The sequence below is a fragment of the Bacillus mobilis genome (genome assembly GCF_001884045.1).
GTDB lineage: Bacteria > Bacillota > Bacilli > Bacillales > Bacillaceae_G > Bacillus_A > Bacillus_A mobilis.
Genome location: NZ_MACF01000067.1, coordinates 62053 through 86922, shown reverse-complemented (window position 1 = coordinate 86922; position 24870 = coordinate 62053). Strand labels below are relative to the sequence as shown.

At 35.2% G+C, this 24870-nt stretch carries 24 protein-coding genes and 2 pseudogenes; 7 read left to right on the top strand and 19 right to left on the bottom strand.

The features are described from left to right. Positions 1-137 precede the first annotated feature (137 nt). The 11 genes and pseudogenes from aceA to BAQ44_RS10135 all read right to left on the bottom strand — a co-directional run bounded on the left by aceA (position 138) and on the right by BAQ44_RS10135 (position 10341). Positions 138-1415 (bottom strand): isocitrate lyase, encoded by a 1278-nt coding sequence (aceA, locus tag BAQ44_RS10185; protein ID WP_000787360.1) that lies wholly within the window; start codon positions 1413-1415, stop codon positions 138-140. 23 nt (positions 1416-1438) lie between these two features. After that, complete coding sequence (gene aceB / locus BAQ44_RS10180) at positions 1439-3028, bottom strand: malate synthase A (RefSeq protein WP_071721596.1); 1590 nt, start codon at positions 3026-3028, stop codon at positions 1439-1441. 188 nt (positions 3029-3216) lie between these two features. After that, positions 3217-3885, bottom strand: a complete 669-nt coding sequence (locus BAQ44_RS10175) for an S-layer homology domain-containing protein (RefSeq protein ID WP_071721595.1) — start codon at positions 3883-3885, stop codon at positions 3217-3219. A gap of 466 nt (positions 3886-4351) precedes the next feature. Next, the gene (locus BAQ44_RS10170) at positions 4352-5008 is read right to left on the bottom strand and encodes an S-layer homology domain-containing protein (protein WP_071721594.1); all 657 of its coding nucleotides are present in this window, start codon (positions 5006-5008) and stop codon (positions 4352-4354) included. Between the two features lie 451 nt (positions 5009-5459). Next, positions 5460-6131 carry an S-layer homology domain-containing protein gene (locus BAQ44_RS10165; protein WP_071721593.1) on the bottom strand — a complete coding sequence of 224 codons (672 nt, stop codon included), beginning with the start codon at positions 6129-6131 and terminating at the stop codon, positions 5460-5462. A 79-nt stretch (positions 6132-6210) separates the two neighbouring features. Next, positions 6211-7103: pseudogene (locus tag BAQ44_RS10160) on the bottom strand (DMT family transporter). Positions 7104-7197: 94 nt separating this feature from the next. Next, positions 7198-8463 carry a M48 family metallopeptidase gene (locus tag BAQ44_RS10155; RefSeq protein ID WP_071721592.1) on the bottom strand — a complete coding sequence of 422 codons (1266 nt, stop codon included), beginning with the start codon at positions 8461-8463 and terminating at the stop codon, positions 7198-7200. Positions 8464-8597: 134 nt separating this feature from the next. Beyond that, on the bottom strand, positions 8598-8786 hold the full coding sequence (locus tag BAQ44_RS10150) for a hypothetical protein (RefSeq protein ID WP_016088942.1): 189 nt from the start codon (positions 8784-8786) through the stop codon (positions 8598-8600). Between the two features lie 11 nt (positions 8787-8797). Further along, complete coding sequence (locus tag BAQ44_RS10145) at positions 8798-9097, bottom strand: hypothetical protein (RefSeq protein WP_071721591.1); 300 nt, start codon at positions 9095-9097, stop codon at positions 8798-8800. Between the two features lie 31 nt (positions 9098-9128). Next, a complete protein-coding gene (locus BAQ44_RS10140; RefSeq protein ID WP_071721590.1) occupies positions 9129-9485 on the bottom strand; it encodes a hypothetical protein in 357 nt (118 codons plus the stop codon). Between the two features lies 1 nt (position 9486). After that, complete coding sequence (locus tag BAQ44_RS10135; RefSeq protein WP_084669492.1) at positions 9487-10341, bottom strand: CPBP family intramembrane glutamic endopeptidase; 855 nt, start codon at positions 10339-10341, stop codon at positions 9487-9489. A 134-nt stretch (positions 10342-10475) separates the two neighbouring features. Here BAQ44_RS10135 and BAQ44_RS10130 point away from each other — a divergent pair, with 134 nt between their 5' ends. Together BAQ44_RS10130 and BAQ44_RS10125 are read left to right on the top strand one after the other, a co-directional pair. Then, a complete protein-coding gene (locus tag BAQ44_RS10130; RefSeq protein ID WP_071721588.1) occupies positions 10476-11180 on the top strand; it encodes a response regulator transcription factor in 705 nt (234 codons plus the stop codon). 9 nt (positions 11181-11189) lie between these two features. Beyond that, positions 11190-12932: a sensor histidine kinase gene (locus BAQ44_RS10125; protein ID WP_071721587.1), complete on the top strand. Its 1743-nt coding sequence runs from the start codon at positions 11190-11192 to the stop codon at positions 12930-12932. A gap of 348 nt (positions 12933-13280) precedes the next feature. On the opposite strand, the gene BAQ44_RS10120 is transcribed toward BAQ44_RS10125, so the two are convergent. Then, complete coding sequence (locus tag BAQ44_RS10120; RefSeq protein ID WP_071721586.1) at positions 13281-14183, bottom strand: AraC family transcriptional regulator; 903 nt, start codon at positions 14181-14183, stop codon at positions 13281-13283. Positions 14184-14320: 137 nt separating this feature from the next. Here BAQ44_RS10120 and BAQ44_RS10115 point away from each other — a divergent pair, with 137 nt between their 5' ends. Next, complete coding sequence (locus BAQ44_RS10115; protein ID WP_063261977.1) at positions 14321-14806, top strand: RNA polymerase sigma factor; 486 nt, start codon at positions 14321-14323, stop codon at positions 14804-14806. Between the two features lie 5 nt (positions 14807-14811). Next, positions 14812-15930, top strand: coding sequence for an anti-sigma factor (locus BAQ44_RS10110; protein WP_071721585.1), 1119 nt, complete (start codon positions 14812-14814; stop codon positions 15928-15930). Between the two features lie 63 nt (positions 15931-15993). On the opposite strand, the gene BAQ44_RS10105 is transcribed toward BAQ44_RS10110, so the two are convergent. Beyond that, positions 15994-16605 (bottom strand): hypothetical protein, encoded by a 612-nt coding sequence (locus BAQ44_RS10105; protein ID WP_071721584.1) that lies wholly within the window; start codon positions 16603-16605, stop codon positions 15994-15996. 485 nt (positions 16606-17090) lie between these two features. Beyond that, positions 17091-18068 carry an HD domain-containing protein gene (locus tag BAQ44_RS10100; RefSeq protein WP_071721583.1) on the bottom strand — a complete coding sequence of 326 codons (978 nt, stop codon included), beginning with the start codon at positions 18066-18068 and terminating at the stop codon, positions 17091-17093. Positions 18069-18402: 334 nt separating this feature from the next. On the opposite strand from BAQ44_RS10100, the gene BAQ44_RS10095 reads away from it, so the two are divergent. Continuing rightward, entirely contained in the window at positions 18403-18756 is a 354-nt protein-coding gene (locus BAQ44_RS10095; RefSeq protein ID WP_071721582.1) for a DUF5412 family protein, read from the top strand. A 33-nt stretch (positions 18757-18789) separates the two neighbouring features. Next, entirely contained in the window at positions 18790-19680 is an 891-nt protein-coding gene (locus tag BAQ44_RS10090; RefSeq protein WP_071721581.1) for a CPBP family intramembrane glutamic endopeptidase, read from the top strand. A 143-nt stretch (positions 19681-19823) separates the two neighbouring features. Here the strand turns inward: BAQ44_RS10090 and BAQ44_RS10085 are convergent, their stop codons facing one another. Further along, positions 19824-20930, bottom strand: coding sequence for a metallophosphoesterase (locus tag BAQ44_RS10085; RefSeq protein WP_071721580.1), 1107 nt, complete (start codon positions 20928-20930; stop codon positions 19824-19826). 134 nt (positions 20931-21064) lie between these two features. Beyond that, the gene (locus BAQ44_RS10080; protein ID WP_071721579.1) at positions 21065-21982 is read right to left on the bottom strand and encodes an alpha/beta hydrolase; all 918 of its coding nucleotides are present in this window, start codon (positions 21980-21982) and stop codon (positions 21065-21067) included. Positions 21983-22150: 168 nt separating this feature from the next. Here BAQ44_RS10080 and BAQ44_RS10075 point away from each other — a divergent pair, with 168 nt between their 5' ends. Continuing rightward, positions 22151-22696, top strand: coding sequence for a TetR/AcrR family transcriptional regulator (locus BAQ44_RS10075; RefSeq protein ID WP_071721578.1), 546 nt, complete (start codon positions 22151-22153; stop codon positions 22694-22696). Positions 22697-22750: 54 nt separating this feature from the next. On the opposite strand, the gene BAQ44_RS30325 is transcribed toward BAQ44_RS10075, so the two are convergent. The 3 genes and pseudogenes from BAQ44_RS30325 to BAQ44_RS31400 all read right to left on the bottom strand — a co-directional run. After that, positions 22751-23599 carry a YxiH-YxzG fusion protein gene (locus tag BAQ44_RS30325; protein WP_071721577.1) on the bottom strand — a complete coding sequence of 283 codons (849 nt, stop codon included), beginning with the start codon at positions 23597-23599 and terminating at the stop codon, positions 22751-22753. A 109-nt stretch (positions 23600-23708) separates the two neighbouring features. Then, on the bottom strand, positions 23709-24308 hold the full coding sequence (locus BAQ44_RS10065; RefSeq protein WP_071721576.1) for a hypothetical protein: 600 nt from the start codon (positions 24306-24308) through the stop codon (positions 23709-23711). A 228-nt stretch (positions 24309-24536) separates the two neighbouring features. Continuing rightward, positions 24537-24732: pseudogene (locus tag BAQ44_RS31400) on the bottom strand (hypothetical protein); the annotation flags it as partial. Positions 24733-24870: the final 138 nt, after the last annotated feature.

Here is a 24870-nt window from a genome sequence, read left to right as displayed (position 1 = left end):
GGGCAGTAAGACCCCCACCTCAAAATGCAGCGAAAGCAAAGAATTTAGGTGGGGGATCAACTGCCCATTAAAGTCCGATTGGTTCAACTAATAATCAGTGGGGGATGAAGAAAACCCCCACTGATTAAAGTTTCACTTTATTTTGTAAACTGTGCTTCTTCTGTAGATCCTTTTAGCGCTGTCGTTGATGAAGTACCGCCTGTAATAACTTGTGCTACTTCATCAAAGTAACCTGTTCCTACTTCACGTTGATGACGAGTTGCAGAGTAGCCGTGTTTTTCTGCTGCGAATTCTGCTTGTTGTAATTCAGAGTACGCTGCCATGCCGCGCTCTTTATAGCCACGTGCTAATTCAAACATACCATAGTTTAATGAGTGGAATCCAGCTAGTGTTACGAACTGGAACTTATAACCGTAAGATGCGATTTCTTTTTGGAAGCTCGCAATTGTTTTCTCATCTAGTTTTTGTTTCCAGTTGAATGAAGGTGAACAGTTATATGCAAGTAATTTCCCTGGATGCTCTTTATGAATTGCGTCTGCAAATCGTTTTGCATCTTCTAAATTCGGTTCAGACGTTTCACACCAAACGAGGTCTGCATAAGGAGCGTATGCTAAACCACGTGCAATTGCTTGATCAAGACCCGCTTTCGTACGGTAAAATCCTTCTGGAGTTCTTTCTCCTGTAATAAATGCTTTATCAACTGGATCAATATCGCTCGTAATTAAATCTGCTGCATCTGCATCTGTTCTTGCAACAATAATGGTCGGTACTCCCATTACGTCTGCTGCAAGGCGTGCCGAAATTAAATTACGCACCGCAGTTTGCGTCGGTAATAATACTTTTCCGCCTAAATGGCCGCATTTTTTCTCTGAAGATAATTGATCTTCAAAGTGCACACCTGATGCACCTGCTTCAATCATACCTTTCATCAGTTCGAATACGTTTAATTGTCCGCCAAATCCTGCTTCTGCATCTGCTACAATCGGTACGAAATAATCTGTATCATCGCTTCCTTCCATATGCTGAATTTGATCCGCACGTTGCAGCGTTTGATTAATTCGTTTTACTACAGCAGGTACGCTGTTCGCTGGATATAAACTTTGGTCTGGATACATATGTCCAGAAAGGTTCGCATCTGCTGCTACTTGCCATCCACTTAAATAAATTGCTTTTAGTCCAGCTTTTACTTGCTGCATCGCTTGGTTCCCTGTTAATGCGCCAAGTGCGTTAATGTAATCTTCCGTATGAAGCGATGACCAAAGCTTTTCAGCACCGCGGCGCGCTAATGTATGTTCAATATCAATCGATCCGCGCAGGCGAATTACATCTTCTGCCGAATATGGACGTGTGATCCCTTTCCAACGCGTATCTAATTCCCAGCTCTCTTGTAATTTCTCGATTCTTTCGTTTTTCATTTGTTCCATCCCCTTTTCAATTTTTATAAAATTTCATAACCTGGTAATGTTAAAAATGGTACGAATTCATCATTCCGAACGAGATTTGTAAACAACGTTGTCGCCTCTTGGAATCTCCCTTTCTTAAAGGCTTCTTTACCAATCTCTCTTTCTATTTTTGCTAGCTCTTCTTCTTTTAGCTCTTCCATCAGTTCAAGCGTAATATTACGACCGTCGTTTAGCTTTCCACCTTCATGGCGAATCCATTGCCATACTTGTGCTCTAGAAATTTCCGCTGTTGCCGCATCTTCCATTAAGTTATAAATTGGTGCGGCTCCCCGGCCGCTTAACCAAGATGCGATATATTGAATGCCTACGCTAATATTTAGGCGAAGTCCCTCTTCTGTAATCGTTCCCACTGGTACTTCTAATAAATCCTTTTCTGTAACATGTATTTCTTCACGTTTTCTAAAAATTTGATTCGGTGTTTTCATAATGTGATTAAATACTTCCATCGCGACTGGTACAAGTCCCGGGTGGGCAACCCAAGTCCCGTCATGACCGTCTAAAGCTTCGCGATCCTTATCTGCACGCACTTTTTCAAAAGCTGCTTCATTTGCTTCTGGATTGTTTTTAATCGGAATTTGCGCTGCCATTCCTCCAATAGCTGGTGCATTACGGCGGTGACACGTTTGAATAACTTTCAAAGAATACGCGCGCATAAACGGCGCCGTCATCGTGACTTGCGCTCTATCTGGAAGTAAAAATTTATTATGATTACGGAAACTCTTTAGAAAGCTGAAAATATAATCCCATCTTCCGCAATTTAACCCAGCAGAATGATCTTTAAGTTCATACAAAATTTCATCCATTTCAAACGAAGCGTGAATCGTTTCCAGTAGCACCGTTGCTTTAATTGTTCCGTTTGGAATACCGATATATTTTTGAGCAAATACGAAAACATCATTCCATAACCTTGCTTCTAAATGACTTTCCATTTTCGGTAAGTAAAAGTATGGACCGCTTCCTTTTGCTAAAAGAGCTTTAGCATTATGGAAAAAATAAAGTCCAAAATCTACTAAGCTACCAGACATATTCTTCCCGTCAACTTGCATATGTTTTTCTTCTAAATGCCATCCTCTTGGACGCACAATTAATACTGCTGTTTTACTATTTAAACGATATTCTTTTCCGTTTTCACTTTTATGTGAAATCGTTCCCCGAACTGCATCCCGTAAGTTTATTTGGCCTTCAATTGCATTCTCCCAAGTTGGTGAATTCGAATCTTCAAAGTCTGCCATAAAAAGATGTGCTCCTGAATTTAAAGCATTAATAACCATCTTTCTATCTACTGGTCCAGTAATCTCTACGCGGCGATCCTCTAAATCTTTTGGCAACTTGGCAATTGTCCAATCCGCTTCACGTATGCGCTTTGTTTCTTCTAAAAACTTCGGAAACTCTCCTGCATCAATTCTCTTTTGTTTCTCCGCACGCTTTTGTAAAAGTTCTATGCGGCGCTCATTGAAATTTCCATGTAGTTCCTTCAAAAAACTAAGCGCCTCAGGTGTCAATATTTCGTTGTACGCTGGTAACATTTCTCCGGGCATTGTAACCCGTGAAGTTTGCGTCGACATATTAGCATCCCCTTCTTAAACTGTTTTATAACAGATTTAATTTTATGTTTTATATTATATAACAAATCTTCAGAAAAGGAAGTTTTTTTTGAAAATTTAATCGTTTTTTTCTAAAACTGTATTCTTTCACCGGCATTTCACATAAAAAAAGAAGCTAGTGTTATACAACACTAACTCCTCTTTATTATTTATTCAAACATTGTGTTAAATAAGAACTGTGCATATTGTTCACGTGTTACTTTCATGTTCGGAGCGAAGTTACCCTTCCCATCTCCTACTGAAATACCATTTGAACCTACTGCATTAATCGCATTTTCTGCCCAATGTCCCTTTGGTACATCTTTAAATTTTGCTGGTCCTTTTACTTCTAATCCAAATGCTCTCGTAAGAACTTGCGCCATTTCTGCACGTGTTAACGTATCTTTTGGTCTGAAGTTTCCTTTCTCATCACCTGTAAAGATACCTAATTCCGTTACTGCTAACACTTCAAAAGGAAACATCGTTGATTTATCATCAACAATATCATTATACGGGCTTTCTAGTTCCTCATCTTCACCAAATTGTTCATCAAGATCAAGTGCACGATAAATTAAAGCTGCTACTTGTTCACGATTTACATTATGTCCAAAACCGAACATACCATTTCCGTAACCACGCATAATTTCATATTCTGCTAAAGTTTGAATTGCTTCATAAGACCAATGTCCTGCTGGTACATCTTTAAAGATTGCTGGACCTGCTTGTTGTAGCTTAGGCTTTGCAGCTATTTCAGCATTTGCTGTTGTCCCTTCAGCACTAAATGCTACTCCACCCATAATTGTTAAAGCTGTTGCTACTTTTAGAATTTTTTTCTTCAAAGTACTCTCTCCCTAATCAAAGCTTATTTTTTTCTAATATAAAGAATTAACGAAAGAGTAACAATACGTTTATTCTGCTTAGTTATGTCCAAATTGTGAATCATATTTCACTTACTTTCCTTTACACTTTATTGATAATCAAGGTGCTACAGCATATTTTTTTTCGCATAAAATAGGTATATAACCAAACACTTTTCACGCTTACTTTTCTTTCTCTTGCTACTTAAGGGCGATAAAATTCTCACAAAAAAACTGGATAATGCGCGAGTTATTTTGAAGATCTACCACCCGTAAAAATCCGGTTATTTCCGATAGTTAATCTACTTATATATAAGTATAAAAACACATAATATAGATTAAAAATAAAAAGAAGAAATGTGAAAAATCACATCCCCTCCCTTTATTCGTTATATCACTATATTTTTTATAACCTAATATTAAATTAAATGATTTTTATATTTCAACTTTAATAATTCTCATCTTTCAAATTAAAATTAATAACAGCTCTATTTAAAAAAGTTGCATATTGCTCGCGTGTTACAACTTTATTCGGTTCAAATTTCCCATTTCCTGTTCCTACTATGACATGATTAGACTGCAGTGCACTAATCGCATTTTTTGCCCAATGATTATTTGGTACATCTTTAAATGTATGGTTCTTCTTCACCTCAAATGTAAATGCATTCGTAAGAATTTGTGCCATCTCTGCACGTGTTACTGGTGCGGCTGGTCTAAAGTTTCCTTTTTCATCACCTTTAAAAATACCATGCTCTGTTAATACTAAAATTTCATCTAAAAACATTGTTGCCCTCTCAGAAATATCTTTGTATGGATTTTTTAAAGATCCTTCTTTTTTCAAATTCAATGTACGATAAAGTACTGCTGCTACTTGTTCTCGTGTTACATTATCTCCTACACCAAACTTACCATTTCCATAGCCTAGCATTACTTTATTGTATACTACGTCCATTATATCGTCATATGCCCAGTAATTTACCGGAACATCATCAAACACAATCATTTCTGGATATTCTTCTGCTTTTACGTTTGGTACATTTGTACTTACAAACAAGCCGCCCATAATAGTCACCGTTGCCATTATACGTAACATGTTCTTCTTCATTGCCCTCTCCCCTTTATCTCCATTTGAAAAAACGGAAAATAATAGACTGAAATCCTTTCCAACATTACATATGTTGCCTTCGCACCCATTATGCAATATATTACATTTAAAAAATCTATTATTGTGAAAATCACTACTAAAGGAGAGCCAATTCGCTCTCAATTTCAATTTTCATACTGAATTGTACGCAAATCATTTCCCTTTCCTATGGTCATTTAAAGGTGTTTCTATACATTAAATATTCTACTTTCTTAAAAAGAAATCCTTCACATTTTAAAAGTTCATTTTCTAGACAAAAACCGAAAATATATGTTATTACTCCTTATATATCGACGTTTCGACAAAGGATATCAACTGGACTACAACATACGAAAATAATAACCTATCTATTAATGAAAGCCCATAATGAGCAGAGGATGTCTTCTCTACAAACTATGAACTTTCTCTTTATCTATTCCATTTTCCCCGGAGAATTATCAATGGATCGTTGTAAAAACTTCGCAAATTGCCCGCGTGTAACGAGCATTTCAGGCTCGAACTTGCCATCTCCCGTTCCAACCGCTACATTATTAGATTGCAATGCGCTAATTGCATCTCTTGCCCAATGGTTTTTTGGTATATCTGTAAATGTATGTGGACTCTTTGTTTTCAACTCATATGCTTTCGTTAAAATTTGTGCTAATTCTGCACGAGTCAGTGTATCTTTCGGACGGAAATTCCCATTTTCGTCACCTTTAAAAATACCGATACTCGTTAAATGTAAAATTTCGTAAGGGAACATTGTTGATTTCCCACTAATATCTCCATATGGGTTTTCATTAAACACACTACGCTTTAAATGAAGTGCGCGATGTAGCACTGCCGCTGCCTGTTCACGTGTTATATTATCTTCTGTCCCAAACTTACCATTTCCATACCCATACATAATGCGATGATATACTAAATTCGTAATTTCATCATATGCCCAATGACCTGTTGGTACATCATCAAATTCTATCATAATATTAGGGCTAGATTTCTGGATAACATCTGTATTTGCAGACACACCATTTGCACCTACAAATATTCCTCCCATTAATGTTAACGATGTCGCTATCTTTACTAGCTTTTTCATCTCTCTCATCTACCTTTTCCTTTATTTTCCTACCATTTATATTGTACAAAAAATAAGGGGATTTTCAATAGGATGTAGATTAAATTATTTAAAATTCAGAATACAAATTTTCTTTTACCGCTATTTTTTCCTCCTGCGTTTTTCGAAAAGTAAATGCCATTCCTACCAATATAAGAACAATCCCCACTACTTGTATACTAGTCGGTCTAAACCCGGTAAAGACTGTATCTAGTAGGATCGCAACCGCAGGAATACCGAAATTAATCTCGTCGATAAATCTCTTAAACTGTCAAAAAATAAGTAATATACAAATCCTGTATGTATAAGTCCTGTCGCTGTGATCATCATCCAGTTCATCTCTGTTAACCCTTGAAACTTGCCAAAATCTATGAATGGTAGCAATAAAAATATTCCTAAAAACGTTTGCAAAAATGTCATCGCATATGCACTCGTATGCTGAATTCCTTTTCCTAATAAAGTGGTAAAAGCATAAAATACAGCTGCAAGAAGTGCCCATACCATTCCAGATGACATTAGTTTTTCGAGCGATAGACTTCCATCTACTCCAGCTACTAAAACTGTACCGATAAAACAAATGACAATGGACATAACAGCAAACACTGTAAGTTTCTCTTTAAATACAATACTACCAATCATTAATACGATAATGGGTGCAAGATGGTAAACTGAAATCGCAATTGTAATCGACATCACTTCAAACGCTTTAAATAGAAATACCCAGTTAAAAACGAGAAATACACCGTATGCTAATATTTGCATTACTTCTTTTTTTCCATTTCCCACTTTTATACTGTCCTGTTACGAGCCAACATAATGCTAAAAATATAGTCGCACAAATGCAACGAACGAATACTAATTCAAAAGATGGTAAACCTGTTTGAACAGAAAAAATCCAATTGATCCGAAAATAGACATCGAAAGGATCATTTTTATAGCCGGCATTGATTTTGAATGAAACAAAATATTAGCCTCCTAAACATTTCACTGAATATTCCACATGTTACACACCATAATTTTCCAAAACTCGAATGACGCATAAAAAAGAAGCAGTACACTACTGCTTCTTTTCTTTTTCATATTGTTCAAACGTATGAATTCTTTCAAAAATTGGTGGATGTGTGTATAAGAAAAACTTCACTAATGCAGGCGGATTTACTTGGCTTAAACTCGTTTTTGATAAATATTGAAACGTTTTTACACCAGATGCCCCATCTTTTGTCATGTCTAAAGCATATTGATCTGCCGCTCGTTCTTCTATACGAGAAACATAGTTTGTTGCTGGCTGTGATGCAAAAGAGAGTACAGAAGAAATTAAGAAAAATAAAGGTAAAATTGAGAAACATGCTACTTTTGAAATTTGCAGCGTATCCCCCCATTTTCGAATACACATATTTATAATACGGCTAATGAGATACATCCCTATAAACGATAGCAAAACATAACTCGCAACGCCCCAATATATATGTTTCATAACATAATGCCCCATTTCATGGGCCATTATAAATAAAATCTCTTTATCTTTTAATTGCTTAAGTGTTGTATCCCACATTACAATACGGGCGTTAGGGCCAATTCCTGTTACATATGCATTTAACGCATTCGTTTTCTCTGACATATTTACTTCATACACGTGTTTAGCAGGAATGTCAGCTTTGTCTGCTATCGCTAAGATTTTCGTTTCTAATTCTTTATTTTTTAGCGTCGAAAAGTCGTTATACAGTGGATCAATTACAACAGGCTGTATAAATGTTAAAAAGATTGTAAATGGTACAGAGAGCGCCCAGCCTGCTAGCCACCATCTCTTCGGGAATTTACGGATAAGCCATAATAGAACGGTAACTACAATTAACATCGTCGCATAACTTTCCCAAAAACCGATAACATGATCTTTTATCCAGCTTTGTGTACTTTGCGTTGAAATGCCGTAATCAACGGACACTTTTCGGCTAATCCATTGCATCGGCAGGGCAAGAACTGTTGTGAGTAATGATAAATAAAAGAAATAAATCGCAACTTGCAGGACACTTATTTTCGTCGTTTCCTTCGACCATTTCTCAAACTTTCTTGAAACACCGAGCACAAGTACAAATAATAAAATAATCCATTCCAGAGGCGTCGCTAAAAAGTACAGTAAATTTTTCACGCGCGAATAATCTTGGCTTAGCGTAAGCTCTCTTGCATTCATAAATGTTTCTGGATCTGCCTTTGTTCCTTTATACATGTCCGGAATCAGTTCATGATTCCATCCAAATAAATACCAATATATAAGCAACGCAAACCCAACGTACAAAAAAAGCGACCACCCAATAACCTTCCTCACGCTATTCCCTCCTCTATGCTGCCTGTCTATTATTATTGTAAGTTCGTACATGCTAAATTAGAACAAGCTTCTTACGCGAATTGCTCGAGAATCTTCTATTTATATAAAAAAACTCTTCTACAAAAAGAAGAGTTTTACCTACCTTTAGACACTTTCTTCGGTTCATACTCTGGGATAAGAAACGTACTTACAACCCAACATATTAAACCAGCGCCTTTTATATAGCGTATATATTCATAGTCTTGAAAAAATAAAGTCGTTACAATAAGCGTAAAAAATCCAATTAAAACTAGTACGTATCCTATTTGCTTCTTAGATAACATAACGTGCCCCCTTAAGGAAGTACATCCACTAATAAACTAAAATCTTGTAAAGAAAAAGAACTATATTTCATAATACCTTGTACTGCTAAAAGTAAAATAAGACCGGTCACACACATATAATTAACGCTTTCTTCACTCTTTCTTTCAGCAACTATTCCGCCGCTTATACATAATATCCCTAATAAATGGAGTGCTAAATACATAAAGAAATAAGCTTCCTCCCAGCGAAGCATAACATTGACTGTCGTTATCAGCACTATGCTAAGCACAATCAAATAAAAAAACTTATTTGATGATATTGTTTCATTCATATAATTTTATACATCCCTTTCAAATTTCGAATTAATGATGTTTCAAAGCTATAAAGTAAATGATTGTTTTCATACTATAAAACAAAAGGAAAGCCACTATTACTTTCTCGAATACTTTATGAACCCACACATATTTCTCTTCATTTTTTTTGAAAATGCGCTTCATCATTTCTTCTACAATTAAACCAAATATTAATAAAACTCCTAACACAATAAGAAGAGAAATAATATTTTCTTTTAAATGAGTACTAGAAAATAAGTAATACTCTGGAAACATAATCGTATCTACTACAGGTTGCACCCAATGACAAACGCTTTTATCACACATATCTGTAAGAGAAGTAGACTCTATAATTTCTTTCAATATTTTTTCAAACGTTTTCTTCATCTTACTTACCCTCCACTACGTCTGAAAAACTCTTTTCCTGCTCTACATATATAGCCGGCATTTCTTTATTCCAATATTTGCGGTTAACAAATAAAAAGATGAGTACTAAGTTTAATCCCGTCATAAAAATAATAAGTCCTGGAAAGAATGTCGTAAAATTTGTGAAATCTGCAAAACTCATTATCTCTTCTTTATTTATTAGAAAAGAAGCACCGATTATAAATGCATTGTTTAACATGTGAATAGCAATTGGCATGAGTAAACTATTCGTACGAATATATACGATTGATAGTACAACGCTAAATACTACTGCACCTAGGAAATCAACATGTAACAACGCAAACAACATCGCTACTACAATGATCGCTATACTCGTTCCCCATTTTGCTGCAAAGCGTTGCAGCAAAAATCCCCGAAAAACAAACTCACCAATAATTGGTGCGATGAATACGACCATAATAAACTGATATACAAATCCCCCTGCGCTATCTATAATCGGTTCACGTAACGCGTTCATAATAAATTCCGGTGTAATCCATGCAAAGCTATACATGTACAAAATAAGATATCCGTAACTAAACACGGCTAACATAAGTGCAATGTATAAAACTTGCACCAGGTTAAATGTTTCATTTTTATTAATAAATGATGAAAAGGAAACACGGTGTTTTCTATACTCATAATAAATCCATGTAATCGGAAGGATATAGAATATAAGAATATTTATAAAAGTAGAATTTTGCATATGAAATGTATTTTCTATCAATTCATTACTGGCTCTTGCAACTAAAGTTAATAGTGCAAATACAATTAAAAAATATCTAGCTCGCATCGTTTGAAACGGATTCACACTCATCTCCCCCCTATGTTCCTTTTATCATATCATTTGATTCTTAATTTTTTGTGAAAGAAAACCTTAAAATTTCCTTAAAAATTCCATAAGTTACAGAAAGATGATATGATATTCGAGGAAATTAGGAGGGATTTTTTATGTATCAAGCAAATATTTTGCTCGTTGATGATGAAACAGCAATTTTACAATTACTAACTACCATTCTTGAAAAAGAAGGTTTTTCTCATATTACAACTGCAACATCCGCTGAAATAGCGTTATCTCTCACTGAGCAACACGATTACGATTTAATTATTTTAGATGTCATGCTTCCTGGACAATCTGGTTTTGATATTTGTCCGATTATTCGCCAAAAAACTGATTGCCCTATCTTCTTCCTCACAGCTAAAACATCTGATTTAGATAAAATATCTGGATTTTCACACGGTGCAGATGATTATATTACGAAGCCATTTAATCCACTTGAAGTAGTAGCTCGTATGAAAGCACAACTCCGTAGACATATGAAACAAGCTGTACCACACGAACAAAAAGCACACTCCAGTTCATTTGGTAGATTTGAAATTGATCGATATTCCGCAGAGCTTACAGTAGGTGGACATGTTGTCGAATGTTCCGCCCAGCTATTTCAGCTATTACTCTTCTTTTGCGAGAATCCGAACTATGTATTTTCGAAAGAAGAAATATACGAAAAAGTTTGGGGAGCACCTGCTTATAATGGCGATGATAATACCGTTATGGTCCACATTCGAAAACTACGTGAAAAAATTGAACAAGACCCAAGTAAACCAGAATATATAAAAACTGTTCGCGGACTTGGCTATAAGTTCATTACAAAGTAGGGTGACGATATGAACTTTAATAAACGACTTATTATCCAGTTTATTCTGCAACACGTATTTGTTTTAGTTACATTACTGATTGCTGTAGTAGCTGCTTTCACTTATTTAATTTTTCTTGTTACGAGCACTTCATACGAACCAAACATTCCAGACTCTGATAATTTTGTGATTGCAAGATATATCTCTTCAGAAGATGGCGATATTTCGTTAAAAGCTGAAGTAAAAGACTTAATTAAAGAGAAAAATGATTGGATTCAAGTTGTAGAGGAAAACGGAAAGGTTCTCTATCACTTTAATACGCCAAAGGATGTACCGACATCTTATACGAAAACATCTTTATTCTCTTATATACAGAATCATATAGAAAGCCCTTATACATTTACATATTGGGAAATTGAATTAGAAGAAAAAAACGTACTTGTTATTTACGGCGGTACGTTAAAAAGCAATGTATTACTGAAATCAATTCAGAAAGAGCATCCTTCTGTATCTACGGATTCTTTCACATTAACAGAAGAAGAAAAACAGTTACTTTCTAAAGAAAACGCAACGCTTCAACTCTTTAATAGTGGCGGCGAAGAAGTATTCTCCTATCCAGATGGAAAGAAAAAAACGTTTTCTGCCATACAAGCTGCTCTTAACGCAAAAGAACCGTGGAATCATAAAGAAAACACGTCTAGCTTTTACGACACAAATAGCAATCATCTTCTCGTTGTAACTGCCAAAAATGAGCACTACTACCCAGATGATGAAATAGACGATGTATTTGCTAAAAAGTTTCTAATCGGATGCGGACTAATCCTTCTTATCGTATTTGTTTATTTAGTCATTCTTTCTATTTGGTACGGTAATAAATTTGGAAAACCGTTATTACATGCGATGCGCTGGCTTAAAAATATAGCTGGCGGAAAGTACGAAGAGCCTGTTAGTAAAAAAGGGAAACCTGTCAGGTTCCGGCGATCTGGTAAAGAGAAATGGTCATTCCGCTTATTTAGTGATGTAACAAATTCACTAGAGCACCTTTCTATTACACTCAAAAAAAATGATGCGATGAGGCAAGTACTACAGCAAACTCGTGAAGAATGGATTACTGGTCTCACACATGATTTAAAAACGCCACTAAGTTCTATTTATGGCTACGCATTATTACTAGAATCACAGCAATACAACTGGACTGATCGTGACATTCAACAATTTGGCAGCGTTATGAAAGAGAAATCTCAATATATGACGACATTAATTGATGACTTAAGCTTAACGTATCAATTAAAAAATAACAGTCTTCCTGCGCAGCATGTGAACATTGAAATGAATCAATTCGTCCAAAAAGTATTATTACAATTCATTAATAACCCGACACTTCAAAATCAAAATATTGAATTCGTACCAAGCTCAAACAAAATTCAATATTTCATTGAAGAAAAATGGTTCCAGCGTATTATCGAAAACTTACTCGTAAACGCTGTAAAACATAATAATGAAACGACAAATGTCAGCGTAAAACTTTCCCAAAACGCTACTTCATTTACACTCTCTATTTCAGATAACGGAAAAGGAATGGATGACAAAACGAAAGAACTTCTCTTTGAGCGCTATTACAGAGGAACAAATACAGAAGAAAGCAACATCGGAACTGGACTTGGCCTTGCTATTACGAAACAGCTCGTTCATGCTCATAACGGAACAATTTCGATTGATAGCGAACTTGGAAAAGGAACGACGATTATACTTGTGTTCCCGTTTCATTCGTAGAAAAGGCGCTATGTGGCGTCTTTTCTTTTTGGGGAGTTTTTCGGTACATGAAATTATATTACTTGCCTTTTATTCTTGCTTAGTGCGATAGTTTGGCGGTATATGAAATTCTGGTACTCTCCCTTTATTCTTGTTTATTACGATAGTTTGGCCGTACATGAAATTATATCAGCGATTTTCTGAATATATCAGCGCAACTCGAATTATACCAGCGATTTTCTGAATATATCGGCGCAACTCAAAATATATCAGCGATTTTCAAGATATATCGACTTACCGACAAAAATCGTCAAATATAGCGGTCTATATGAAAAAAGCGAACCACTCAGTGACTCGCTTTTCTTTCTATTATTTCTTCTTCACTGGTATCCAAAGTTCAATTTGGGCGAACTCGCTTTTATCTGCATGAGAACGCTCATCATATAGTTCAAATTCATTAACGCCGCAATGTTCGTATCCTGAATGCGGGAACCATTCTGAGAATACAGCATTCCACGTTTGGTGAATAGACGATACCATTTCTTCATGAGGAACTTTCGGCGTTGTAAATACAGCATATGTCGCTGCTGGGAAAGTACGCTTCGCAACTTCATTTGGTACATTTTCAAAGCCTGTAACTTCCATTCCGATAATATAAGTGAAATCGCCTGTTTCTAAATTAAAATCAGTACATAATCCAAGCTCTACCCATTGACTCGTATCTTTACGATTCGGAATCGTTGTTCCAAGATCTTTTTGTAAATATTCTTGCCAAAATGCTGGGATGTCTTGATGGTTTTTCCCTTCTTTACTTGTCGTCTTCAGTTCATAACCCGCCATTAAAAATTCTGGTTTATTTACAATACGATATTCCATTTGTATGCCTCCTAAATACGGATTTAATTTTCTTTGCTTTACATTCACGCTGTAATACATCGGTGTTTCTATTTCTTGTTTTCGATATTCACTCGGTGTCATTTGAAATATTTTTTTAAAGGCTCTTGTGAACGTTTCGTGAGATTGAAAGCCATGCTCAAATGCGATATCAATAACTTTTTCATCCGTATGAGAAAGTTGATAAGCTGCCCGGGCTAACCTCCTCTTTCGAACATACTCCATTACTGTATCACCTACTAACGCCTGAAATACACGATGAAAATGCGACTCAGAAAAACCTGCAATACGTGCTAAATTACGCAGCGTCTGTTTTTCCATTACATCTTCTTCAATATAATCAATGGACCTTTGAATTTGTGTTTCATAGCTTTCCATCTCTGTTCACCCGCCTTATATGTATTATGATAAAAGAGAATCCTATCCAATTCTTGACGTTTTTTACTATAATTTTAAAAACAAATGTAACTTTTTTATATGTATTTCGTTGTTATGTATGAAGGGAGGGAAATGTAGTGAAACGCAAACAGTCATTAGAAGACATTTACTCCGAGCATATGCACGACTTATTTCGCTATCTTCTCTCCCTAACCGGAGATTCCCACTACGCGGAAGATCTCATGCAAGAAACATTTTACCGAATGCTCGTCCATATTGACTACTATAAAGGAGAAGAAATAAGGCCGTGGTTATTTACAATTGCCTACAACGCCTTTATCGATTGGTATCGAAAAGAAAACAGATATAAAACAACGACAGTTGAAGAGTTCCATTTACCAAACGTACCAAGTACAGAGCACTCTTATTTCGTAAAACATGAGATTGCTAGTTGGTTAGACAACTTATCTTCCCTTCCCCTTGAAAGACGAAATGTCCTGCTACTACGAGATTACTACGGATTCTCGTATAAGGAAATAGCAGAAATGACTGGTCTCTCACTAGCGAAAGTGAAAATTGAATTACACAGGGGACGAAAAGAAACGAGAAATATAAAGGAGTGATAAGGATGGGTTGTACAGAGTTTAAAAAACTATGGGAGAAGTACGAAAACGGAACGCTCACGCATGATGAACAAGAAGAGTTAGAAAGTCATATTGAGACATGTGAAGAGTGTGAAGTTTACTTAGATGAGTTGCTTTCGAAGAGTGAACCAATAAAGAAAAGACTACCTCCACAAAATCTGAAAGTCCCGTTTTGGAAAATAAAATGGAAACAGCGTTGGCAAACCGTTAGTTTTGTCCTTGCTGTTTGTATAGCAATCTATTTTGTTGGTCATTTTTCATCATCTTTTTACTTCTATAATATGAAAAAATTAGCTGAAGTAGATGAGATTCCAGCACTCGCATTAGAAGCAACAATGCCAAATAGTCGTTCCGTTGGAGAAAGTACGAAGGTTAAACCTTTTTTCCGTACAGAAAATGAAATGAATTTATTTAAAACGGTCGGCAAAAAAGAATTTCCAATTGGGACAGTAACAACACGTAGTTTCTTATCGTCTGTTACTGTCAAAAATCCATCTTGGGAAAACAGAGCCTATTCAAAAAAACTTTCCTTTGTTCATCCAAAAATCAAGGAAGCTGCTTCTTTGAAAGAATCATCTAAAAAAGTGTGGGATACACTTGGAAAGATACATGAGGGAACAGTTGCAGAAGTAGCGCTATCTTTTGACAAACCTTATACGTTACAAGAAGTCGAATCAATTCTATATAGCGCATTTGAAGCACAAGAAATGCCGCCAACTCCGTTATGGTACGCTTTAAACACAGGACAAGAAAGAATAAATGAAGACGATTTTATCTTGCATAGCGGAGAGATTATCGGGTTTCGAGAACATATAGACCTTCCTGATAGTGAAGCAGAACAACCGAAAACAAAAGAAGATGAAGTAATCGAAATGATGCGCATTCTTTCTGAACATAAAAAAATTGTGAGTGAAGCTACTCGGACTCGTGAAAAAGATCTGAACTTAGATAAGCGCTATCAGTACGTAAAAAATAACGGCGTTAAAGTATATGGCATGGTCATTACTGGCCCGTCGAAAGAGTTATTAAAATTACAAAACTCGCCGCACGTTCGTTATGCGACGCTTGGAGATATTGAGGTTTGGAATTGGTTTGATCAATGAAATTAAAAAGGTTGTATAGGAAATATCCACTATTTCCTACACAACCTTTTATTAATCTAAAACCTATATTTCACTAACAGAATCCGTAAATAAAGCGTGGAATACATTAACTTCCCCCATACGTAAACATTCCGTTTCTATATCAGGAATTGCTGTTCTAGCAACCTCTCGTTCCACTCTCATAAATCCTTTTGTATTCATTAATTTCGCAAATTCACAAATAGTATCCATTTCTACATCTATTATTTCAAAAGTCCATTCCCTTACATCTTCATCATATGTTGTTTTTAATACGTAGTAATAATAATATTTATCAAGTAAGCTAACAAAAACCCCTAAATCAAGGCGCTCGCCTCTCGATTTTCGTATCCAATCAATATCATCATTTAACATCGGTTCTTTTCCATTTAGTAACACATTGTATTCTAGACAATTATATAGGTTTAAATCTGTACAATCTGACACGTGATAATCGCAAAATGTTGACTCGATTAACGATAATATCTCTTTTTGTGAGCTTTCGTTTTTTATAAAGCTCTCTTTTAAGTCTACGAACCTTTTATGCTCTTTGGACTCCTCGTACAATCCTTCTTCTTTTACAGTATTTTTCGGAAAGAATTTATAAACCACTTCTTTTAATTCATCCATCATTTCAGGTTTTGCCATTTTAACCATTTTGTAAATCCCCCTATGTCAAAAAGAATTCTCGCCGCAATAAAGAATCACACCCCAAATATGTTATTAATTAACAAATAAATTATATTAAAATAAGCGATACGATTCAATTCTGTTTTTTTAAAATTTTTCTGTTATAATGGCTGATTCCGAACATTATATTTATCAAAATATAAAAATATCAACAAAAAACGACAAAAACCTATAAAATACCTTATTTTATCGAAAAATCTATATATAAATAACGAATAATTATAAATTGACTATTGAAAAAATATATTATTTTCGTCACATTAAAAATCAGTACTTTTTTCACAAATTATTTTCTATGGAAAACTTTACAAGTTTAATTTTTTACTATAAAAGGAATTTTTCTGGTAAAATAAAGTAGTATCGTAAAAATGTAGCACATTTCCATACGAACAACCCTTTAAAGCGAAAAGGTGTCATCATAATTGATGACACCTTTTCCTATTCTAAATAAACTAATTAGAAATCACTTTCACATACATCCCTCTCACCGCTTTTTCATAAGCGACCTCACTCATCTGTTTTATCTTTTCCGATACGACAGACGATTGAACAACTTCACCTTCACGAAGAAATGGAGGATCAATAAGACGGACTTTATTTTTCTGATACAAATCATAATCATTTCTATCTTCTTTTACTTTTACATTCGAATGAACTTTTCTTAATAAAGCATGTACTTCTGGCTCACTACATTGCTGCAATTTCGAAATAAGCTCATCATCTTCAAGAAGGAAATCATCTGCATGAATAACCTTTTTATGAAGAGCTAACTTTAACGTCTTAGCTAACATATCATTTCCGTAAATATTCATTGGTTTCATAAAGAAATCGATTACTTCTTTATAATACGTTTCTGTAAACCATTCTGCTACTTCGATACTTTGAACAACCATCTTCCCCTCTACTGCAATGACATCTTCTAAAAAACTGTGAACTTCTTCTAAAGAAACATACCCATATGTATACATATCTCGTAACGTATAATCCACTCGGTCTGCACATAATTCTGGTGCTGACCTTTCCAGTAATGTCCACTTCGAATCATCTAATAAAATATCTTCATAGTTATAACCATACTTTGAAAGAATCGCTGGAATTTCTGAGTTTTTCACGACAGAACTAAATATCTCTTCATGATAACTTTCACCCTCATTATGAAAAACGTAATCAATCACGTGGGAAAAAGCAGTATGTGATACGTCATGCAGTAAACCTGCAATTTGTTCTTCTACTGAACCACCTAGTTTTTTCACTAACAACATAACACCAACTGAATGATCAAAGCGCGTTACATTCCATTTCTCGCTCATTAAATAACTTGCACCGTTTTGATGGATGCCTTTTAGTCTTTGCACAGGCTTGCTTAAAATTAACTCTTCTACTACTTGATCCACTTTAAACTCACCGTAAATAACATCTGATATAACCACTTATAATCCCCCTTTATTTCAGCAGAGTCTTCTAATCGTACCTTTTTTATGAAATCGACATCAACATAAATACTAAATTTAAATATATTGATAATAAATTATTAGTGTTGTATATTATACATGTCTGTTATTTCTTTTAATTCATTTATTTTTATTGAGCGCTCCTTATGTGGAGCCTTTTTTTATTGAAAAATGTGTGGACTTTCATTCCAAATCGTGAACAAAATGCTAGAAATAGAAACGTACATATTCCGGCGAGAAAAAGGGTAACATTGCCAGTTTTATTCCTTTTTGATTTAATACAGGTATAGCTATTAAGGGAAAGAGGGGGAGCATGAAAAAGATTTTCTTCACCATTCTATTCATCATTATTGTATTAATTAGTTTAGGATATTGGAAATTCTTCACTTTATCTGGGGTTTCAGGCGGTGAACAGATTCAATCCATACACTCCCCAGATAAAACGTATACTTTACATATATACAGACATAATGGCGGCGCAACGACTAGTTTTGCTATACGAGGAGAGCTTGTAGCAAATAATAAAAAATTTATGAACACGAAAAATATATACTGGAATTATCGTGAAGAAGATGCAACTGTACAATGGTTAGATGATCATACAGTGATGATTAATAAACATAAACTACATGTAGAGACGGACACGTATGATTTTAGAAAAAACTAGTTTTACAGTTATAGTACGAAAGGTCGGGAATCTATGGACAGTTATTTTCCAAAAATGGGGAAGTTAATTGGTGGATTATGTGTACTTGTCATTTTGCTTTCATCCCTTTGGCTTATATGGATTGGCGAAACAAATATTCGTTATAGTGGTGATCATACGGGTACGGTGCCTTTTTGGCACAAGTGGGTCCCTGTTATGATCGGTATACTCCTTATCCGTTTCTTACCGTTTCATCATAAAAACTATAATCCTCTTCAACAGTTTGAACAAAGGCGCATCAAGATTCAAGCTATTGTCTTGTTCTTGAGCGGATCCCTCTTCACAATTAGTCTTCTCACCACGAACTTTGAAGGGATGGCATTACAATTTTGGTTTATGATATTTAAAATCATTTTATTATTATTCACGCCATTCATGCTTCTTTTGTTTTATAAAAGTAATCCCCAAAAAGAGAAACTAAAATCTATGAAATCAATAGAGAATCCTAAATGGTATCGTTTTGCACCACTTATTGTCATTATAATATGGGGATACTTCAACTTCTTTTCTACATTCTCTACACCATTTATTTCGGCTAAAATGGAACCCATGGTTTTAATATTAATTTTACTTGTAGGCTTTCTTATAAATAGTGTACTGGAGGAGTTTTTTTATAGGGTTTGGTTGCAAACACGTTTGGAATTATTACTAGGTACTTGGCCGGCTATTCTTCTTACCTCATTGTTATGGGCGAGCTGGCATATTGCATTACACGGCTCTGGTCATTGGGATATTGATACCGCTACGGTTATTGTGAACCTTGGTATCGTAGGTCTATTCCTTGGATATTTGTGGGCACGTTATCGTAAAGTATGGGCAATTATTATTGTCCATGGACTAATTAATGCACATCCAATACAACTAATTGAAATTTTATTCAAGTAACGGGCGCGATTGCGAAACAAAAAAGGATTATACATATGAGTCATGTATAATCCTTTTTTTACAATTCAAATCCTAGTAACGGATGAAAATTTCAGCTTACTGCGTATGTGATTCTACTTCTAAATAAGTAAAATTTTATAACACTACTCAAACGTAACTTCCACCTGCACAATCTCAGATCTACTTCCAAGTCGAAGCGGTGGTCCCCAGAATCCGAAACCAGAAGAAACAATCGCGTGGAATGCACCTTTTTGTGCGTATCCCCAGTCTAATTCGTACATTCTTCTCGTTACAATATGATTCGGCGCCATTTGTCCGCGGTGCGTATGACCGGATAATAGTAAATCGACGCCAGCATTCGCTGCTTGTTTCAACTCAAATGGTTGGTGATCCATTGCAATAACAGGCATAGATTTATTTACCGTACTCATTAAACTTTCAAAACTTTGGCGATCTCGCTCTGTTTTATCTCTTCTTCCAACGATATAAAAATCATCTTCAATTGTAATCACTTCATCTAACAGAATACGAATATCAATCTTATCCATCTCTTGTAAAAATTCCGGAACCGCTCGTCCGTAATATTCATGGTTTCCTAACACACCATATACGCCTAGTGGGGCTTTCATTTGTTTCATAATTGGCCCCATATTTTTTTGAATGAACACACCTGGATGATCATCGATAATATCTCCTGGCAGTAAAATAATATCAGGCTCCATCTCATTTACATGACGGACAAGTCTTTTTAAATGCGAAACGCCAGATAATTTACCGAAATGCATATCCGAAGCCATCGCAATGCGTAAGCTTTTACGTCCCTCTACTTTTTTCGGTATGTGCACCTCGTACTTTCTTACTACTGGGCTATATGCGTTGAATACCCCATATGCAAAAATAAAGATAAACGTAAGTAACACGGCCGTTCCTGTCCAAATAATTGCCGCTTCTTTCTCCACCGAAAACTGTAAAAGAAAGACCGTAATATCCGCTAACGGCAATAACATAAGCGCGTATTGTATGACCGCAAACCAAATTGAACCGACCGTTCGTAGAAATGGCAAAAACTTAAACACTTGCACGAGAATGTACGCATATGAAATAAAACCGACTACGAAAGCGTAATATCCCCAAGATTCCCAGCCGAACACCGCATGAAGCCAAACCCATCCGTTCCAGCCGATGTAAAACATGAGTAGTGTGTATACAATTAAAATAGTAAATATATTGAGATACCGAAAATTTTTCACTGATAGCCTCCTTATTAATTTCTTCTATTATATCTTGTTATGCACGTTTAACGTAAATATTAAGCACAATAAAAACCTCTAACTGCTAGATGCAAACCTAACAATTAGAGGTGCAATTCAAAACAAAATTACTTTTACAGATTTTCGTTATAGAAACTTGTTAATTTTTCAACTGCTATTGTAACTGATTCTGGTTGGTCATATAAATCATAATGACTCGCCCCTTCCACAACAAGTAAATCTTTTTTCTCTGAAGCTGCTTTCTCATACAACTCGTGACCATCTTTATAAGAACTGAATGCACCTTGCTTACTGCCGACAATAATTTGCAACGGCTGTGTTAATAATGTATCTGCTAAATGGAACGCATCAAAGCCAATTACCGATCCCATGCTCGTAAAGTTTAACTTATTTGGCGAGTTAACACTTTGCCCTCGCGGTGTTGTATAATACTCAACTGCTTCTACAATATCTATATCCGTCATACCTGCTGCCTTTAATTCCTCTTGATTTTTAGGAATCCAGTTTGTAATCATCGCTTCTGCTCCGCGTGCTTCAGCGGTACGTTGTTTACCAATCGCCTCTAACACCCTAATCGGATCAGCTTCACGATTTAATCGGCCGATATTTGCACCAACAACTGTGCCAACTGCTTTAATACGGCGCTCCGTCATTGCAGCATTTACCGCATAACCACCGCCTGCACAAACGCCTAACACACCGATACGTTCTTCATCTACATAAGGGAGAGTAGTTACATAATCTACCGCTGAGCGAATATCTTCAACGCGCGCAGCTGGTTCTTCCATATATCTCGGTGCCCCTTCACTTTCACCTTGATAAGACGCATCAAATGCAAGCGTTACATAACCTTGTTCTGCTAATTTCTCCGCATACAATCCTGCTGTTTGATCTTTACAGCTACTACCTGGATGCACACAAACAATCGCTGCATTTTGTTTCTTTTCCTCAGCACCTACAGGAATATTTAAAATACCTGCAACTTGTAATCCTCTTGCATAAAAACGTACATTTCTCTTCGTAACTGCCATATATAAAACCACCCTTACTTTATTATAAATATACACTTGTGAGAGTTAATACTCACGTATATATTTATAATAAAGCGAGCAACCACTTGTTTCAATGACCACATTTACGCATTTGGGTGATAATACACACATAAAGAAATATGTGTATCAATAACGGAGGAACATCATATGGAGAAAATCGATAGAAGAATTATAAAATCACAAAACGCCATTCAATCCGCATTTATCGAAATGTTAATTGAAGATGGCTTTGACGAAATTACAGTAAAAAACATTACAGAAAAAGCGAACATCGGAAGAAAAACTTTCTACCTACACTACCTAGATAAATACAATTTATTAGACAAAATTGTGGACGACCATTTAAATCAATTAAGAGAAATATGCGACATAAAACAAACAAAAGGCTATATAGAAGGAACTGTCATATGGTTTGAATACTTCAAAGAACACAAACCATTTTTCGCAGCGCTATTTAGAAGCAACAGCACATTATCATTTCAGAAAAAGTTCCTAACGTTCATCATGGGGGAACTAGAGAAAAAACTAAACACGAATACGTCAGTAAATAAAAACATCGATAAACATATCGTTTTAAAATTTTTAGGAACAGCTGTAATGGGCATTTTGGAATCTTACGTGTTGGATGAGATTGATAATGATGTTGAGTACGTTGCAACGCAGGTTGGGGAATTGATGAAGAGGAATATATAACGGTTATGAAAAAGTGCACCCAGATTGTTGGGTGCACTTTTTATATTTATCACCTCACATATTAAGTGCATCAACATAATACAGCGTATCGTCCATCTGAAAATACATAACAGATCCACGGCTATAATAAGCAACAAATTGAATCGGTTCTCCAAGTTCATTACGAAGATTCATATCATGCACATGATTATTATTTAAATCATAAACAACCAATTTTTTATCTTGCGTAATGAATACTACTTTGTCTTGAGCAACCGCAAAACTTTCCGACCGTATTTCCTTACTTACATTTATTTCATTCCATGACATATGAATTTCTTTATCTTTCATTTGAACTAAAGGAAATTCTGAATAATAATAGAGCCAAACGTCTCCACCTATAACGTTCATCGCATAACAATCATCTATAGGAGGCACATTAAGCCTTTCTACATATTGATCATAATGATTAAAAATCAATTGACCTTTAGAATCAAAAGCAACTATACCATTTATTCCAATTGGGCACTCTCCGAAAACCCCTTCATCACAATAACTAATCCATATATCTTCATTCGCATCAACCTGACAATCTTGAATCCCTTCTCCGGCATAAAACTTACAATATTCACTTCCATCTGGATTATAAATAACCGCATTATCATCTTCATAATTAAATATAAACAACCATCTCTCTCCGATTCGTTGCATACATAGCACGGATTCAACATCAATATCTACATTTAAATTGAAATTACTTATATTCACATTATTTTTATCTAAATAAATAATACAAGGTCGATTCTGATTGTCTTGTACTAGCAAAATTACATTTTGTTTGTAATCCAAACTCATTTTTTTAATTTGATAGGCTTCAACAATAGACTTAAAACTTACTAACTCTTTACATACGATATCTTTCATATAGATGAAAATCCTCTCATTGATTCTAAATATAGAAGTTGTAAAAAAACGCACCCTAAAATTCGAGTGCATGTTCATTCTCAACGTAGAAACTTTTGTAGCTTTTATTTTAATCCATAATCCGTTCTTCCGCATAACAAACAAATACTTGATTTTCCGAACATAAAGATACTATATAATACTCATCTTCAAAATGCCCTACTATATACCCCATTTCCCCCGCTAGTTCAATTGTTTCTTTATTAAAATATACTCTTGCCCGCTCAAATTTCATATGCTTTATGATACGCTCTAACTCATTTTCGTTTACTTCCTTTTCAGAGAAAAGAAACATGAGGCTTCCATTACATGCAGGAGAAATCACATCGAAAATATCCGTTGCGGGATCATAACGATTGATTAAAATCGTGCTCTTTACAGTCGACTTTTTCCAGTTGAACTCTTTTAATGCTTTTTCCCAAATGTAATTTTGCACCTTTGTTGATTCTTCTTGAACCCCATCACAATTCACTAAAAGATATAAATGAAATTTCGACATCATTGTTTCCATAAATCGTTCCATACCTGTATCAACATCAACTATATATCTATTAATTGTTGATAACAGATTCAAGATGTTATCATTTTCAAAATTATCATGTTCATCTAACACTAGAAAATATCCGTTCTGTTCTGTTGCAGGTTTGTGTATTTCAATGTATGTGTCCATGGTTTCTCCTTTTAGCTCGTATGGCTGATTACTGTTATCCCACTTCTTTTCAAGCTCCTTTTAAGGAAAAATACCCCATTTAAAATTAGATGCATACTGTTTTATAAAGACCTTATTTCAATTATATATAATTGAATATTATCGTGAACTGTGATGTACATTCAGCCATATAGAGCACTTCTAAAGAATATCCTAATTTATAACATATAAAAAAAGGAAGAGCTTACGTTAGCTCTTCCTTTTTCCCTTTACCTTATCTATATGTGGTAACATAACAGCTATAAATACATCACTTTTCTCACCTGGTGCCATCATCTAAATCTTCAATGGAAAAGGCTGCTAGCTCATACGCCATTTCTTGATCGCATTCAAAAAGTGAATTTATAAAAACATCATTTCCTGTAATCTTTTGTAAATCTCTCAAAGAAAATGTTAAACTCCATTGTTTTTCTATGATTTATGGGCATCATCTTGTTAAATGTTTGATTTTGAACTTACTCCTGATTTCAAGACACCCATTAAGAATTTAATGCTTACTCTTGCTAATAGATATTAGTTCACA

Excerpts from the sequence above, each read along its gene's own strand:
- BAQ44_RS10165 (WP_071721593.1), bottom strand. The coding sequence starts at position 6,131 with ATGAGAGAGATGAAAAAGCTAGTAAAGATAGCGACATCGTTAACATTA.
- BAQ44_RS10140 (WP_071721590.1), bottom strand. The coding sequence starts at position 9,485 with ATGAAGAAAACGTTTGAAAAAATATTGAAAGAAATTATAGAGTCTACT.
- BAQ44_RS10110 (WP_071721585.1), top strand. The coding sequence starts at position 14,812 with ATGGGTTGTACAGAGTTTAAAAAACTATGGGAGAAGTACGAAAACGGA.
- aceB (WP_071721596.1), bottom strand. The coding sequence starts at position 3,028 with ATGTCGACGCAAACTTCACGGGTTACAATGCCCGGAGAAATGTTACCA.
- BAQ44_RS10120 (WP_071721586.1), bottom strand. The coding sequence starts at position 14,183 with ATGGAAAGCTATGAAACACAAATTCAAAGGTCCATTGATTATATTGAA.
- BAQ44_RS30325 (WP_071721577.1), bottom strand. The coding sequence starts at position 23,599 with ATGAAAGATATCGTATGTAAAGAGTTAGTAAGTTTTAAGTCTATTGTT.
- BAQ44_RS10095 (WP_071721582.1), top strand. The coding sequence starts at position 18,403 with ATGAAAAAGATTTTCTTCACCATTCTATTCATCATTATTGTATTAATT.
- BAQ44_RS10170 (WP_071721594.1), bottom strand. The coding sequence starts at position 5,008 with ATGAAGAAGAACATGTTACGTATAATGGCAACGGTGACTATTATGGGC.
- BAQ44_RS10150 (WP_016088942.1), bottom strand. The coding sequence starts at position 8,786 with ATGTTATCTAAGAAGCAAATAGGATACGTACTAGTTTTAATTGGATTT.
- BAQ44_RS10145 (WP_071721591.1), bottom strand. The coding sequence starts at position 9,097 with ATGAATGAAACAATATCATCAAATAAGTTTTTTTATTTGATTGTGCTT.
- aceA (WP_000787360.1), bottom strand. The coding sequence starts at position 1,415 with ATGAAAAACGAAAGAATCGAGAAATTACAAGAGAGCTGGGAATTAGAT.
- BAQ44_RS10080 (WP_071721579.1), bottom strand. The coding sequence starts at position 21,982 with ATGGCAGTTACGAAGAGAAATGTACGTTTTTATGCAAGAGGATTACAA.
- BAQ44_RS10105 (WP_071721584.1), bottom strand. The coding sequence starts at position 16,605 with ATGGTTAAAATGGCAAAACCTGAAATGATGGATGAATTAAAAGAAGTG.
- BAQ44_RS10130 (WP_071721588.1), top strand. The coding sequence starts at position 10,476 with ATGTATCAAGCAAATATTTTGCTCGTTGATGATGAAACAGCAATTTTA.
- BAQ44_RS10135 (WP_084669492.1), bottom strand. The coding sequence starts at position 10,341 with ATGAGTGTGAATCCGTTTCAAACGATGCGAGCTAGATATTTTTTAATT.
- BAQ44_RS10075 (WP_071721578.1), top strand. The coding sequence starts at position 22,151 with ATGGAGAAAATCGATAGAAGAATTATAAAATCACAAAACGCCATTCAA.
- BAQ44_RS10090 (WP_071721581.1), top strand. The coding sequence starts at position 18,790 with ATGGACAGTTATTTTCCAAAAATGGGGAAGTTAATTGGTGGATTATGT.
- BAQ44_RS10125 (WP_071721587.1), top strand. The coding sequence starts at position 11,190 with ATGAACTTTAATAAACGACTTATTATCCAGTTTATTCTGCAACACGTA.
- BAQ44_RS10065 (WP_071721576.1), bottom strand. The coding sequence starts at position 24,308 with ATGGACACATACATTGAAATACACAAACCTGCAACAGAACAGAACGGA.